This window comes from Natronococcus sp. A-GB1 (assembly GCF_029688845.1).
Taxonomy (GTDB): domain Archaea; phylum Halobacteriota; class Halobacteria; order Halobacteriales; family Natrialbaceae; genus Natronococcus.
The window spans coordinates 17,489-30,252 of record NZ_JARUKW010000004.1 but is presented as its reverse complement, the minus strand read 5'-3'; the positions used below and the strand labels follow the sequence as shown (position 1 = coordinate 30,252).

General features: G+C 63.7%; 11 protein-coding genes. 6 read left to right on the top strand and 5 right to left on the bottom strand.

The genetic code is table 11. The features are described 5' to 3' along the window. Positions 1–52 precede the first annotated feature (52 nt). The 4 genes from QA600_RS05955 to QA600_RS05940 all read left to right on the top strand — a co-directional run bounded on the left by QA600_RS05955 (position 53) and on the right by QA600_RS05940 (position 5,661). Complete coding sequence (locus QA600_RS05955; RefSeq protein ID WP_278291045.1) at positions 53–1,318, top strand: hypothetical protein; 1,266 nt, start codon at positions 53–55, stop codon at positions 1,316–1,318. Positions 1,319–1,419: 101 nt separating this feature from the next. Next, positions 1,420–2,646: a hypothetical protein gene (locus QA600_RS05950; RefSeq protein ID WP_278291044.1), complete on the top strand. Its 1,227-nt coding sequence runs from the start codon at positions 1,420–1,422 to the stop codon at positions 2,644–2,646. After that, entirely contained in the window at positions 2,643–4,658 is a 2,016-nt protein-coding gene (locus tag QA600_RS05945; protein ID WP_278291043.1) for a copper resistance protein CopC, read from the top strand. Before QA600_RS05950 ends, QA600_RS05945 begins: the two co-directional genes overlap by 4 nt. Positions 4,659–4,731: 73 nt before the next feature. Next, positions 4,732–5,661, top strand: a complete 930-nt coding sequence (locus QA600_RS05940) for a branched-chain amino acid transaminase (RefSeq protein WP_278291042.1) — start codon at positions 4,732–4,734, stop codon at positions 5,659–5,661. A gap of 156 nt (positions 5,662–5,817) precedes the next feature. Here the strand turns inward: QA600_RS05940 and QA600_RS05935 are convergent, their stop codons facing one another. The 4 genes from QA600_RS05935 to QA600_RS05920 all read right to left on the bottom strand — a co-directional run bounded on the left by QA600_RS05935 (position 5,818) and on the right by QA600_RS05920 (position 8,495). Continuing rightward, positions 5,818–6,297, bottom strand: a complete 480-nt coding sequence (locus QA600_RS05935; RefSeq protein WP_278291041.1) for a DapH/DapD/GlmU-related protein — start codon at positions 6,295–6,297, stop codon at positions 5,818–5,820. 69 nt (positions 6,298–6,366) lie between these two features. Beyond that, positions 6,367–6,804: a hypothetical protein gene (locus tag QA600_RS05930; RefSeq protein ID WP_278291040.1), complete on the bottom strand. Its 438-nt coding sequence runs from the start codon at positions 6,802–6,804 to the stop codon at positions 6,367–6,369. Positions 6,805–6,896: 92 nt separating this feature from the next. Further along, complete coding sequence (locus QA600_RS05925; RefSeq protein ID WP_278291039.1) at positions 6,897–7,619, bottom strand: DUF502 domain-containing protein; 723 nt, start codon at positions 7,617–7,619, stop codon at positions 6,897–6,899. Positions 7,620–7,658: 39 nt separating this feature from the next. Then, positions 7,659–8,495 (bottom strand): proline dehydrogenase family protein, encoded by an 837-nt coding sequence (locus tag QA600_RS05920; RefSeq protein WP_278291038.1) that lies wholly within the window; start codon positions 8,493–8,495, stop codon positions 7,659–7,661. A gap of 152 nt (positions 8,496–8,647) precedes the next feature. Between QA600_RS05920 and QA600_RS05915 the strand changes: the two genes are divergently transcribed. Beyond that, positions 8,648–9,193 carry a CDP-2,3-bis-(O-geranylgeranyl)-sn-glycerol synthase gene (locus QA600_RS05915; protein ID WP_278291231.1) on the top strand — a complete coding sequence of 182 codons (546 nt, stop codon included), beginning with the start codon at positions 8,648–8,650 and terminating at the stop codon, positions 9,191–9,193. A 340-nt stretch (positions 9,194–9,533) separates the two neighbouring features. Here the strand turns inward: QA600_RS05915 and QA600_RS05910 are convergent, their stop codons facing one another. Then, positions 9,534–10,325: an alpha/beta hydrolase gene (locus QA600_RS05910; protein ID WP_278291037.1), complete on the bottom strand. Its 792-nt coding sequence runs from the start codon at positions 10,323–10,325 to the stop codon at positions 9,534–9,536. 1,051 nt (positions 10,326–11,376) lie between these two features. Between QA600_RS05910 and QA600_RS05905 the strand changes: the two genes are divergently transcribed. Further along, entirely contained in the window at positions 11,377–12,759 is a 1,383-nt protein-coding gene (locus QA600_RS05905) for an aspartate aminotransferase family protein (protein WP_278291036.1), read from the top strand. Positions 12,760–12,764 lie beyond the last annotated feature (5 nt).

The window sequence follows — 12,764 nt, the reverse complement described above, 5'->3', positions numbered from 1 at the left end:
TTTTCGAGACGCACACCAGAAGCAAGGTAAGACCGTAGACAAACTGGCGAATATGGATTCCATTACGCGACGACGTCTTGTACAGCTAACTGGAAGCGGATTCGTCGTGGCCGTCGCCGGCTGTGCCGACGATGGTGGCGAGGACGAAGGAAACGGCGACGACGCGGACGACGATGGCGATGACCCCGATCACGACCACAACGGAGACGACGAGGAGTCGGAGACCGAGAACGGCGACAGCGAGGGGCTGATCTACGCCTTCGCGCCGAACACGATCGCGATCATCGATCCCGAAGACGGCGAGGTCGTCGACGAGATCACCGACGACCTCGACGACGAAGGGTGGGGCGATCCGCGGATCACGACCGATTACGGCGAGATCTACGTGATCAGGGAGTCGCCCTCGCAGGTGCTCGTCATCGACACCGAGGCCCGCGAGATCGTCGACGAGGTCGATATCGGACCGGACGCGACCCACATGTACCACCCTAACGACGACGAGATGTGGGCCCACAGCGACGACGAGGGCACCTTCTACGTCATCGATACCGACTCCCACGAGGTCACCGAAATCGTCGAGTCGGGGCTCGAGGAGGAAGGCCACGGGAAGTTGCTCTACCACGAGAACATGGGTTCGGTCGGCTACGCGACGAACGTCAACGACCCCGGCGCGCCGGTGATCGACCTCGAGAACTACGAACGAAGCGATTTCATCGAGTTCGCCGACGATGACGAACAGGGAACCCACTACAAGGCCTACGCGCCGGAGACGGGGCTCGCGTACTTCGAGTTCAGCGACGAAACCGTGGTTGTCGACATCGACGACGACGAGATCGTCGACACGCTCGACTTCGCTGGCGGAATGTACCTCACCCCCGACGAGGAGGTTCTCGGCGTGCTCGACGGCGACGATGTCCGGTTCCTCGACGCGACGAGCGAGGACAGCGAGGAGCTCGGCGTCGTCGAGGTCGGCGACGATCCGGACGCGCTCCGGTACCACGAGGCCGACGACGCGGTCTACGCGTTCACGGCGAACACCCAGACCGACGAGGCGTCGATCATCGACGTCGAAGCGGCCGAGGTCGTCGAGACCGTCGATATCGGCGATATCGAGCGTCCTGAGGACGCCGACCACCTCCACCGAACCGGCGTTGCCGGCGGCGACTACTTCGTCAGCCCCGCGGACGCCGACGGAATCGTCGCGATCGTTGATATGGACGCACAGGAACTCGTCGAGCACGTCGAGGTCGAGGAGGGCGTCGACACGGTGCAGTACGTCGGCGACTCCGGCGTCGGCTACACCGGCAAACTCAGGTGAGTGGTCGGCCGGCTGACCGTTTCTTGCGATACTGACCCACAGGTGTCGACTTTCGACTACCGTACCAGAATCGAGTAAGCCACAGCGTCGAAAGGTCGGGTATGAACTGCCCTGTGAAGCGACGGACGGTTATCGGGGCTGTCGGCGGATTTGCAACTGTTTCTCTCGCCGGCTGTCTCGAGGATGATACCGACGGCGCTGCAGACGACGACGCTGAAAACGCTGACGACGCCGACCCAGACGACAACGGCGGTAACGGAGACGACGAACCGGAGGCCGTCGGCAGCGACGGCCTCGTCTACGCGTTCGCCCCTAATCGGATCTCGATCCTCGACCCTGCCGACGGTGACGTCGTCGACGAGATCACCGAGGAGTTCGACGACGAATCGTGGGCAGAGCCACAGATCACCCACGATTACGGGCTGATCTTCGCCGTGGAGGAGACGCTCGATCAGGTGCACGTCATCGACACCGAAACGCGTACCCACGAAGCTGCGATCGACGTCGGTCCGGGTATCAATCACATGTACCACCCGGTCGACGACGAGATCTGGGTCCACGCCGACGACGAGGGTGCGTTCTACGTCATCGACGTCGACGATCTTGAGGTGAGTGAAATCGTCGAAGTCGGTCTCGACGACGAAGGCCACGGCAAGTTGCTCTATCACGAAGAGATGGGCGACACCGGCTACGCAACGAACGTTAACGACCCCGGAATAGCCGTCGTCGATCTCGAGAGCTACGAGCGAAGCGACTTCATCGAGTTCGGCGACAGCGGCGGTACCCACTACAAGGCCTACGGCCCGCAGAACGACCTCGTGTACGCCGAGTACTTCGGCGGAACGACCGTCGTCGATACAGAGACAGAGGAGGTGGTCGACGAACTCGATTTCACCGGCGGGATGTTCCTCTCGCCCGAGGAGGATCGACTCGCGATCGTCGACGACGACGTCTACTTCGTCGACGTCTCGGACGAGGACAGCGAGGTGCTCGGCAGCGTCGAGATCGACGGCGGCCCCTCGACGGTTCGGTTCGGACCCGACGGCGCCGACGCCTTCGTTGCGACCGCCGGGTCGGGAGACGTCGCCGTCGTCGACATAGACACGCTCGAGGAAGTTGATCGACTCGACGTAGGTGACGTCGACGGCCGGAGCCGGATGGCCGTCTCCGGGGACGAGTACTTCGTCACGCCGGCGGACGTCGACGAGGCGGTCGCCGTGGTCGAGATGACCGCGCAGGAAGTCGACCTGATCGACGTCGGCGCCCCCGTCGACACCGTCCAGTACGTTGGCGATTCCGGGACGGGATACACAGGCCGGTACCGATGACTGGAAGCCGTCAGTTCGCCCGTTCGACCGCGACGCTCGCCGTCGTCGTCCTCCTGGTCGGAGTGTTGGTGCTGGCGAGTTTTGCAACCCCGGTCGCGGCCCACGCCTACCTCAGCGAGACGGACCCCGCGAACGGCGAGCAGGTCGACGAGGTGCCCGACGAGGTCACGCTGACCTTCTCGGGCGACGGCGTCGTCAACGCCGATATCACCATCGAGGGGCCGGACGGCGAGGTCGTCAGCGGTGAACCCGAGATCGATCCCGACGACACGCAACTCGTCGACGTGCCGATCGAGGACGCGGCCGACGAGGAGGGGATGTACACCGTCGAGTGGGAGGTCCTCGCTGACGACGGCCACACCACGTCGGGCTCGTTCTTCTTCGCCGTCGGTGACGAACCGCTCGACCGCGACGCGGTGCTCGAGTCCCACGAGGACGACGAGACCGACGAGTCTATCTCGCCGATCGAGGCGGGCGCCAAAGGCCTGTTGCTCGTCGGAATCGTTGGACTGGTCGGGATCCCGGCGACCGCAGCCGTCGCCGCCGGGCCCGCTTTCGCTCGAGCCGGTAGCTCGCGACGAGCCGCCCTCGACGGACGTGTCGGTCGGCTGCTCGTCGGCGCTGCGGTCCTCACCCTCGCGAGCGCGCTCGCCCTCGGGCTCGTCCGGAGCACGAGCCTGGGTCCGCTCTCGGTCGATACCGTCTCGCAGTTCCTCGAGACGCCGCTCGGGCAGGCCTGGCTCGTACAGCTCGCTGTCGCGGCGCTCGTCACTGCGGTCGTCGTCTGGCGGATCCGAGGCGGTGCCCGTCGACCCGCGCTCGCCGGCACGTTCGCTGGAGCCCTCGCCCTGGCGGGAACGGTCGCCTGGACGAGCCACTCGGCGACGGCGATCGATCGCCTCCAGGGGACGGTCGTCGACTTCGTCCACATTGTCGGCGCCGGGCTCTGGATCGGCGGGCTGGCGGTGCTCGCGCTCGCCGTCGTCCCCGCGGCCCGGGCTGGCGCGCCCGCCGATCGAACCGCGCTCGTTACCGGAACGATTCGGCGATTCTCGATACTTGCACTGAGCGGTGTCACCCTCGTCGTGGCAACGGGGTTCGTCCTCGCCTCCTGGCACGTTCCCGAGGCGGACGGCCTCGTCGACACCGTGTACGGACTGACGCTCGTGGCGAAACTCGCGTTGATCGCGATCGCACTCGGACTTGGAGGTGTGACACGGTTCGTCCTGCTGCGTCGGCTCGAGTCGTCGAGAGCCACCGATTCGGCGAGCTCCTCGTGGCCGACGAGCGCGGACGGCGGAGTCGAGACTGCGGACAGCCGGCTCCGGACGATCGTCCGATCGATCCGTCTCGAACTGGCGGTCCTCGCCGCCGTGTTGCTTCTCTCGGGCGTGCTTACCTCGGCACCGACGGCTGCCGTCGCCGGTGCGGACGACGACCTCGTCGAATCGACGATCGAACACGAGTACGACGATAGCATCCTCGAGATCAGCGCGTTCCCGGCCGCGGAGGAGGCCGAGGGCGACGACTACTTCGTCCTCGAGGCTGACGAGCCGATCGTCTTCGAGGTGGCGTTCCTCGACGACGACGGCGAGCCGATGAGTTCGGACCAGGCTGTTCGGTTGCTCGCAAGCAGCGAGGATGGTACCCAGACCGAGGTCGAACTCGAGGAGACTGACGACGGCGCGTACGCCACGGTCCAGCCCCTCGCCGACGACGGTCGCTGGGAGCTGCGAGTGACCGGCGCGCCCGACGGCTCGTACGTGAGCGAGTGGATCGACGTGATCGCCGTCTCACCCGACGGCCACGAAGACCACGACCACGATCACGACAGCGACGACGGTCACGATCACGAGGACGACGCTCACGACCACGAGGACGCCCACGATCACGACGGCGAGAACGACGACTCGCCGTTCGCCGTCTTCCTCCAGTTCGGCGCCGTCGCAGTCGCCGTCGGCGGAACCGTCGCGGTCACCGTCGAAGCCCTTCGGGTTCGGGATCGAGACTAATCGCCCGAGGGCACCCCTCCCTCGCTTCCCGAATAGCGAACACTTAGTACCGTGGTGTTCAACACCTACGATCATGGGATTCGACGAGATGGACGTCGACACGATCTGGATGGACGGAGAGTTCGTCGACTGGGACGACGCGCAGATTCACGTCCTGACACACGGACTCCACTACGGCACGGGGATCTTCGAGGGGGCGCGCTGTTACGACACCGAGGAGGGACCCGCCATCTTCCGCTGGGAGGAACACCTCGAGCGGCTCTACCAGTCCGCCAAACCCTACGAGATGGAGATCGACCACGATATCGAGGAGCTGACCGAGGCGACGATCGAGCTCATTCGACGCCAGGATCTCGCCTCCTGTTACATCCGTCCGATCGCCTTCTACGGCTACGACACCCTCGGTGTGGGGCCGGGCGACTGCCCGACGCGGATCGCGATCGCCGCCTGGCCGTGGGGAGCCTACCTCGGCGAGGACGCCCTCGAGAACGGGATCGAGGTGATGGTTTCTTCGTGGCGGAAACACGCCTCGAGCCAGATTCCGACGAACGCGAAGACGACGGGGCTGTACGTCAACAGCCTGCTGGCCGGCGAGGAGGCCCGTCGGAACGGGTATGCCGAGGCGATCGTGCTGAACAAGGAGGGCGACGTCGCCGAGGGCCCCGGTGAGAACATCTTCATGGTCCGAGACGGCGAGATCTACACGCCCGGGCTCTCGGAGTCGATTCTCGACGGCATCACCCGCCGAACCGTTATCACGCTCGCGGAGGATCTGGGGTACACCGTCCACGACAGGGCCTCGATCTCGCGGGGCGAGCTCAACACCGCCGACGAGCTGTTCTTCACTGGCTCCGCAGCCGAGGTCACGCCTATCCGGAAGGTCGACAACGTCGTCATCGGCGACGGCGGCCGCGGTCCGATCACCGAGGATATCCAGTCGAAGTTCTTCGAGGTCGTCGAACGGCGCACCGACGAGTACGACGACTGGTTCACGTACGTCTGAGGACTCGGCGTTTCCTTCTACGCTTTTCGCACCCTACCGCGGGCACGACGTCGGTTCCGGGCTTCGTCGACTTCTCGAGCAAGCGCTCGACGAAGACGAACTGGACGCGAGCGGCTTCCGACCGACGATCACCATCCCCGAACCCGTTCCCCGTGTTCACCGATCCAGCCACTCGTCCAGCGGAACGATCCGCTCTGTCGGCGGCGATCCGAGGACGACCTTTTGCGGACCGATGTCGTCGGTAACGGTCGCGCCCGCAGCCACCACTGTCCCCTCGCCGATCTCGAGTCCGGGACCGACCACGCTGCCGGCGCCGAGGAACGCACCCGCGCCGAGTACGATCCGCTCGAGGACGTCGTCGCGAAACGCCATCCCGTCCTCGCGTAACTCGTGGGTGACGCCGACGACGCTGCAGTTCGGGCCGATCTGTACGCCGGGTCCGATCTCGGCGTTCTCGACGTACGTCCCCGCGTTGACGTCGACGTCCCTCTCGAGCCGTGATTTCTTGATCGATGTTCGCTCGTAGAGCCGACAGCCGTCGCCGATATCGGCGTCGTGGATCGTCGCGAACTCCCGGATCTCGGCCCGGCCGACCTCGGAGTCGACTACCTTCGCTGTGTCGTCGATAGTTGGCATGCCCGTACTCGCACCTGGTCCGTCATCAACCCCGGCGAGTGAGCCGTAACTCACCGGCGAGGACGGCCCTCACCCGCTGGTCGATACCTCGAGGATCATCTCCTCGCCGTCCTCGAGCGTGTGTTCCGTCGGGTCGACGGACTCGCCGTCGACCAGGAACGTCATCTCGGTGTCGGCGTCGGCCTCGTCGTAGACGTCGCCGTCGTGTTCGAGGACGTGGTCGCCGTCGTCCGTTTCGAACGAGAAGTACGGCAGCAGGTCGATCCCCTCGGCGAACGTGACCCGCTCCTCGCCCTCCATGTACCACTGGTCGCTGGTCTCGTGGAGATGAAAGTCGATCGAGTGGTTCGGGGCGTGTTCGGCCTGGTACCGATCCTCCGAGAGGTTCACCGGTTCGTCGTCGATCAGGATCTCGATCTCGCCCCGTTCGTCGATCTCGTCGTCGGAGAGACAGCCGGCGAGGGCGACGAGACTCGAGACGCCAGCGAGAACTGCACGTCGTTGCATGGTCGATTGGAGCGGACCGTCGATGCAAAAGGTTCTGGTTCCCCCGTCGAAAGCGCGGCGGTTGTCGAGTGGATCTCGGCTACCGCTCGGAGTCAGTCCTCGAGCCGTCGCCGATCGGAGTCGGGTTCGCTCTCGCCGCCGTCGGTCGTCGCCTCGTCGACGACGTCGATCGAGACGCCGGCGGCCATGTCTCGGTTGCGCTTCGAGTCGCCGAAGCCGGCGCTCAGCACGCGGGTCAGGGCGTCCTCGACGTCCTCGTCGAGTTCGGTGATTCGACTCGACTCGACCTCGATGACGAACCCGGTCGTGATGTTCGGCGACGTCGGCAGGAACAGCACCTCGCGGCCGTCCTCGGTTACTTTCCCGGTTTTGAACGCGGTCATTCGAAGCCCCTCCCAGGTCTCGAGTTTGACCGGTTTCTGCAGGGAGTCCTGCTCGCCGAAGGCGGTCTCGGCGGCCATCTTCGAGGCGTTGTAGACGACCCGGATCACAGGGACCCGGTTGGCGACGTTGTCGACCAGCCGTTCGACCAGTCCGCCGACAGTCGTCCGCATGAGGTAGCCGACCGAGAACGTCAGGATCACGAGGACGGTCAGGGCGACGATCACCCGGAGGAACTGGGCGACCTCCTCGCGGGTCTGCTGGGCCTGGCCGCCGTCGCCGGGGATCAGCGGCCGGAGCGCGGCCTCGTCGAGGATGAGCCCCGGAGTCAGCCCCGCGATGAGGCCGTAGAGCCAGTAGATAACGTAGAGGGTCACGAGAATCGGGCCGAGGACGATCAGCCCGCTTGCGAAATCCCGCTTCCACGAAGCCATGTACGCCACCTCACACTAGGGGCTAATGAGCCCTTTCCTTTAGCGGCCGAGGACGGCTCGAACCGCGAACCAGAGGTTCTCCTTGCGTTCCATCGCCCGGCGGTAGAAGTACGACATCCAGCGGTCGCCGTAGGGGACGTACTGGTAGACCTCGTACTCCTCGGCGAGCTCGAACTGGGCGTCGTTCCGAACGCCCATCAGCATCTGGATCTCGAAGTCGGTGCCGTGTTCCTCGTGGAGTTCGATCGCGCGGTCGATCATCGCCGGATCGTGGCTGCCGATCGCGATCCCGCCCTCGAACTGTTCGAAGGCGTACTCGAGCAGGGCCTCGTACTCCCGGTTGACGGCCTCTTTGCCCTTGTAGGCGATCTCGACCGGCTCGTCGTAGGCGCCCTTGACGAACCGAACCTTTCCAGGGACGTCCGCGAGCCGTTCGACGTCTCCGCGGGTCCGCTTGAGGTTTGCCTGGACGCAGACGCCCACCCCACCACCATGCTCTCGAGCCAGTTCCTCGTAGGCGTCGAGGGTCGCGTCGGTCGTCGTGTGGTCCTCCATGTCGATCCAGACGAACACGCCGCGCTCGGCCGCGGTTTCGACGATCGCCTCGAGGTTCTCCCGGAAGACGTCCTCGCCCAGATCGAGGCCGATCTGGGAGGGTTTGACCGACACCGTCGCCTCGAGATCGGACCGCGCGATGTCCTCGACGAGCTCGCGGTACTCCCGGGCGTCGGCGTCGGCGGCCTCGCGGTCGTCGTAGTGTTCCCCCAGCAGGTTCACGATCGCCTTCACGTTCCGGTCGTTCAGCTGACGAACGTGCTCGAGAGCCTCGGCTGGTCCCTCCCCGGCGACGAACCGGCCCGCGACTGGCAACATCATACGTGGGCTACGTCACCGAGCTTATAAAAAGCAAGGAGAATACCCGCGCCTTTAGGCGCGGGAGGATGTCAAATGAAATTGATGCTATCGACGGCGCGACGGGTCGGGCCGAACCACAGCAGGTTAAGACGCGGGGGTTCGTCCCGCCGAACATGGCAGTACTCGAGACGATCGTCGTCGCCTTCTGGGCGATGTTGCCGGCCTACGTTCCGAACAACGCCGCGGTGCTGGCCGGCGGTGGTCGGCCGATCGACGGTGGACGGACGTGGGACGACAAGCGCGTGCTCGGCGACGGGAAGACCTGGCGGGGAACCGCCGCGGGGATCCTCGCGGGCGTGCTCCTCGCAGGTGCGCTGACCCTCGTCGCCGACGACGTGAGCGCGGCGATCGGAATCGACGTCCCGGCGTTTACGCCGCTCGCGGCTGTCGGCCTCGCCGCGGGGGCGATGCTCGGCGACATTATGGCCTCGTTTCTCAAACGTCGATCTGGGCGCGAGCGCGGCGCGATGTTTCCCGGGCTCGATCAGCTCGATTTCGTCGTCGTCTCGTTGCCCCTGACGGCGCTGCTCGCGACCGAGTGGTTCTTCGAGGTGTTCACGTGGGGCGTGATCGCTGTCGTCGTCGTGCTGACGCCGATCCTGCACATCACGACGAACATGATCGCCTACCAGCTCGGCCTAAAGGACGAGCCCTGGTAACCCTCGAGTCGACGGAACGGGATCCCGTCGTCCCCGTTCCTGCGGCGGTTCGACAACGTCTTTCGGCCCGTTTGTCTCACTGCTCCCCATCGGTAGCAGTAGTTGGTAATACGGTTTCTTTATTCAGCGTAAGGCGTGAACCTCGCGTTACGTACAGGGCAAGTAGGTACCGGCGCAGCCATCCATCCGATAGCTGTCAGGAGATGCCTGCTGAATATAGAGCGTGTATCCAGCACACCATATCGATTGCCTTCAGCCCAACCCGTATGGATCTGCTGCTCGGGAGAGGACACATATCGAATAACCGCCGGAGGCACTAGGATGCCCGAGCGATGATCCGTCAGTCTGATTCACTGATCGCAGCGTGTACCTCGTCGACGAAGAGATCTGGCGCGGAAAGTGCCCCATCGTGTCCCTGTCCGTCGAGGGTGACGATTCGGCTGTTCGGGAGCGCGTCGTCGAGTCCATCCGTTGCATTTGTGAAATCCTCGGAGCTCTCGCTTCCCGACACCAGTATGGTCGGTGTCGTCAGCTCCGCAAACCGGGCGGGATCGAACTCGTACTCGTTTTCGGCTTGCGTCTCACGGTACACTGTTCGGGCCCCATCTAGGAAGTCTTGCCAGATCGGGTCCGAGCGAAGAGCATCGATTTCCGCTGGGGGCAACTTGAGGATGTCTTCGAAGAACAGGACGATCAGGCGCTCGTTCTCGCCCGCTTCGTGCAAGGCCTTCATTTCAGCGAGCAGGTCTTCGGAGTAGAGTTTCTGGGCGCCAACTTGAAACAGTGGTTCATACAGAACGAGTGTCCGCAAGTTGTCAGTTCGAAAGGCCGCCTCCAGCGAGATGAGAGCGCCATACGAGTGACCGAGCAAGACTACAGGTTCGTCAATCGATTCGGCGACCGCACCCACGTCCTCAGCCTCGCGTTCCAGCGCGTACTCGTCGTTGTCGCCGCTCTCGCCAAGGCCCCGACGATCCATCGCGTAGACCGTGAAGTGATCTTCGAAACGGGGGCGGCTTGGCTCCCACGAGGTGTGGTTGACGAGAGTCCCGTGGACGAGCACAAGCGGTGGACCGCTCCCCGTTCGTTCATATGCGATTGCCGTGCCATCTGCTGATGTGACTGTTTTCATGCTACCTCAGCCGTAAGACTACGCTACCAAGATATGTGAATCCTCCACACACTACGAAGCTGGTGCGGAGAACGCTATGTTGTTCATCCGTACCGACCGATTCGACTGCTCTATTCTACTCACGGCTCGTGCGAGATACGCGCTGTGAGTTCAGCACGCTTCGCTCAACCTATCCAGTAGTTGGTAGAATGGTCGTGCAACATCCAGAGGATCTATTCACCAGTAGCTGAACGACCTTCTAGAGATTTATTAGAATGGGTGTGTTGAACACAGACATGTTCTCACGAAGGAGCCATGCACTCTTGGATCTTCTTGGGAATCTCACAGTTGTGGGACTAATACTTCTGCTCCGTAGAGAGTCAGCCCGGATTGACCAATTACGCCAAGATGAATCGTTAGATGAAATAAGTGTGCAAGAGAGTTATGACGTTGACGAACAGAATGTTGATCCCACGGAACTACAAACGGCGTTCGCAGCGGAAGTGATCGAAGAGGTACCAAACGTGCGGACGGATTGGTTTCTCGTCGGTGTTATGAGTGCCGTCGCCTATCGGATCCTGTACGACCGAGATATCGGGTCGATTCGCCGGTCACGCGTTCGGCGGTGGGGGTTGATAGTAGGGATCTGGCTCGGGCAGATGCTTCTCAACTTCGATGATCGAGATAAAGCACACAGCCTCGGCGTCGGATCTTCAGTTGGGGCTGTCTGCTACCGAGCAAAATATGGCCTACTGAACGACTTACCCGAAGACTGAAAGCATCGATTCGGTTGGCACATTCGCGCGCTGTATTCAGCACGACTTTGTCAATATCACCGACAACTGATAGGAATAACAACGTTACGTGCGCACACGTAGTTGCCGAATCGCCTGTTTCACTTTCAGGTACGATACTGAATAAAGAAACCGTGCCACTATCTACTGCTAGTGACTACCTATCGAACAATGGGTGTTTGCACGCTCCGACCGACGGCTTTCGAACCGATTTCTGTGTACGTCCTCTATAGTTACTGTGGACAAATTATTTATCACTGTTCCACCTGGCCCTACGTATGACGAGCAGTCCACCGATCGACGAGCTCCACTACGACGAGGCACCGAACGTCGACAGCGTCCCCGGCCAGCGCTCGCGGGAGCTACTCGAGAAGCAACGCGAGATCGACAGCAGCGCGGTCGCCTACCCCGAGGATATCCCGGTCGCGTTCGAGGAGGGCTCGGGCGCGACGGTTCGCGACGTCGACGGCAACACCTACATCGACATGTTCGCGGGCATCGGCGTGCTCAACGTCGGCCACGCGAACCCCTACGTGCTCGAGGCCGTCCACGAACAGGCCGACAAGCTCGTGCACACGGTCGACTTCCCGACCGAGGCCCGCCTCGAGCTGATCGAGAAGCTCGACGAGATCGCCCCCTCGGGGCTGCAGGGCAACCAGAAGGTCGTCTTCGGCGGTCCGACCGGCAGCGACGCCGTCGAAGCCTCGATCAAGCTCGCCAAGTACAACACCGGCGGCGACGGCCTGATCGCGTTCCGGGGTGCCTACCACGGCGCGACGCCCGGCGCGATGAGCCTCACCGGCAACAAAGGGTTCAAGGAACACTACTCGCCGCTGCTGCCCGACGTCGTCCACGCCCCCTACCCCAACCCGTTCGAGCAGGGGAAGGCGCCACAGGAGGCCGTCGATCACGCACTCGAGGAGGTCCAGGAGATCCTCGAGGATCCCTACGGCGGACTCGCGAACCCTGCGGGTATCTTCGTCGAGCCGATCCAGGGCGAGGGCGGCGTCGTCACGCCACCGGAGGGGTTCCTGCAGGGGCTTCGCGACCTCGCCGACGACAACGATATTACGCTCATGTTCGACGAGATCCAGAGCGGGTTCGGCCGCACCGGCGAGTGGTGGGCCAACGACTGGGCCGACGTCACGCCCGACGTGATGACCTCGGCGAAGGCGCTCGGCGGCGTGGGCTTCCCGCTGTCGGCGACGATGTACCACGAGGATCTCGACACCTGGGGCTCGGGCGACCACGCCGGTACCTACCGGGGCCACGTCGTCGCAATGCGGGCCGGCAGCCGTGCCATCGAGTACATCCAGGACCACGACCTGCTTGCTCACGCCCGTGAGCTGGGCGAACAGATCCGCGGCCGACTCCGCGAGGTCGCCGACGGGAACGACCACCTCGGCGACGTCCGCGGCCAGGGGCTGTTCATCGGCGCCGAGTTCGTCGATAGCGACGGTGCGCCAGCGGACGACCTCGTCGACGAGATCCAGCAGTACTGCTTCGAACACGGCGTGCTCGTCTGGACGGCCGGCCGCCACGGCAACGTTCTCCGGCTGCTGCCGCCGCTCGTGCTCACCGAGGAGCTCGCGGAGACGGCGCTCGACGTTATCGCTGACGCGATCGAACACGCGACGGCCGAGACCAAACAGACCGCCTGACGATC

Coding starts and splice junctions, on each gene's coding strand:
- QA600_RS05955 (WP_278291045.1), top strand. CDS start 53: ATGGATTCCATTACGCGACGACGTCTTGTACAGCTAACTGGAAGCGGA.
- QA600_RS05950 (WP_278291044.1), top strand. CDS start 1,420: ATGAACTGCCCTGTGAAGCGACGGACGGTTATCGGGGCTGTCGGCGGA.
- QA600_RS05945 (WP_278291043.1), top strand. CDS start 2,643: ATGACTGGAAGCCGTCAGTTCGCCCGTTCGACCGCGACGCTCGCCGTC.
- QA600_RS05940 (WP_278291042.1), top strand. CDS start 4,732: ATGGGATTCGACGAGATGGACGTCGACACGATCTGGATGGACGGAGAG.
- QA600_RS05935 (WP_278291041.1), bottom strand. CDS start 6,297: ATGCCAACTATCGACGACACAGCGAAGGTAGTCGACTCCGAGGTCGGC.
- QA600_RS05930 (WP_278291040.1), bottom strand. CDS start 6,804: ATGCAACGACGTGCAGTTCTCGCTGGCGTCTCGAGTCTCGTCGCCCTC.
- QA600_RS05925 (WP_278291039.1), bottom strand. CDS start 7,619: ATGGCTTCGTGGAAGCGGGATTTCGCAAGCGGGCTGATCGTCCTCGGC.
- QA600_RS05920 (WP_278291038.1), bottom strand. CDS start 8,495: ATGATGTTGCCAGTCGCGGGCCGGTTCGTCGCCGGGGAGGGACCAGCC.
- QA600_RS05915 (WP_278291231.1), top strand. CDS start 8,648: ATGGCAGTACTCGAGACGATCGTCGTCGCCTTCTGGGCGATGTTGCCG.
- QA600_RS05910 (WP_278291037.1), bottom strand. CDS start 10,325: ATGAAAACAGTCACATCAGCAGATGGCACGGCAATCGCATATGAACGA.
- QA600_RS05905 (WP_278291036.1), top strand. CDS start 11,377: ATGACGAGCAGTCCACCGATCGACGAGCTCCACTACGACGAGGCACCG.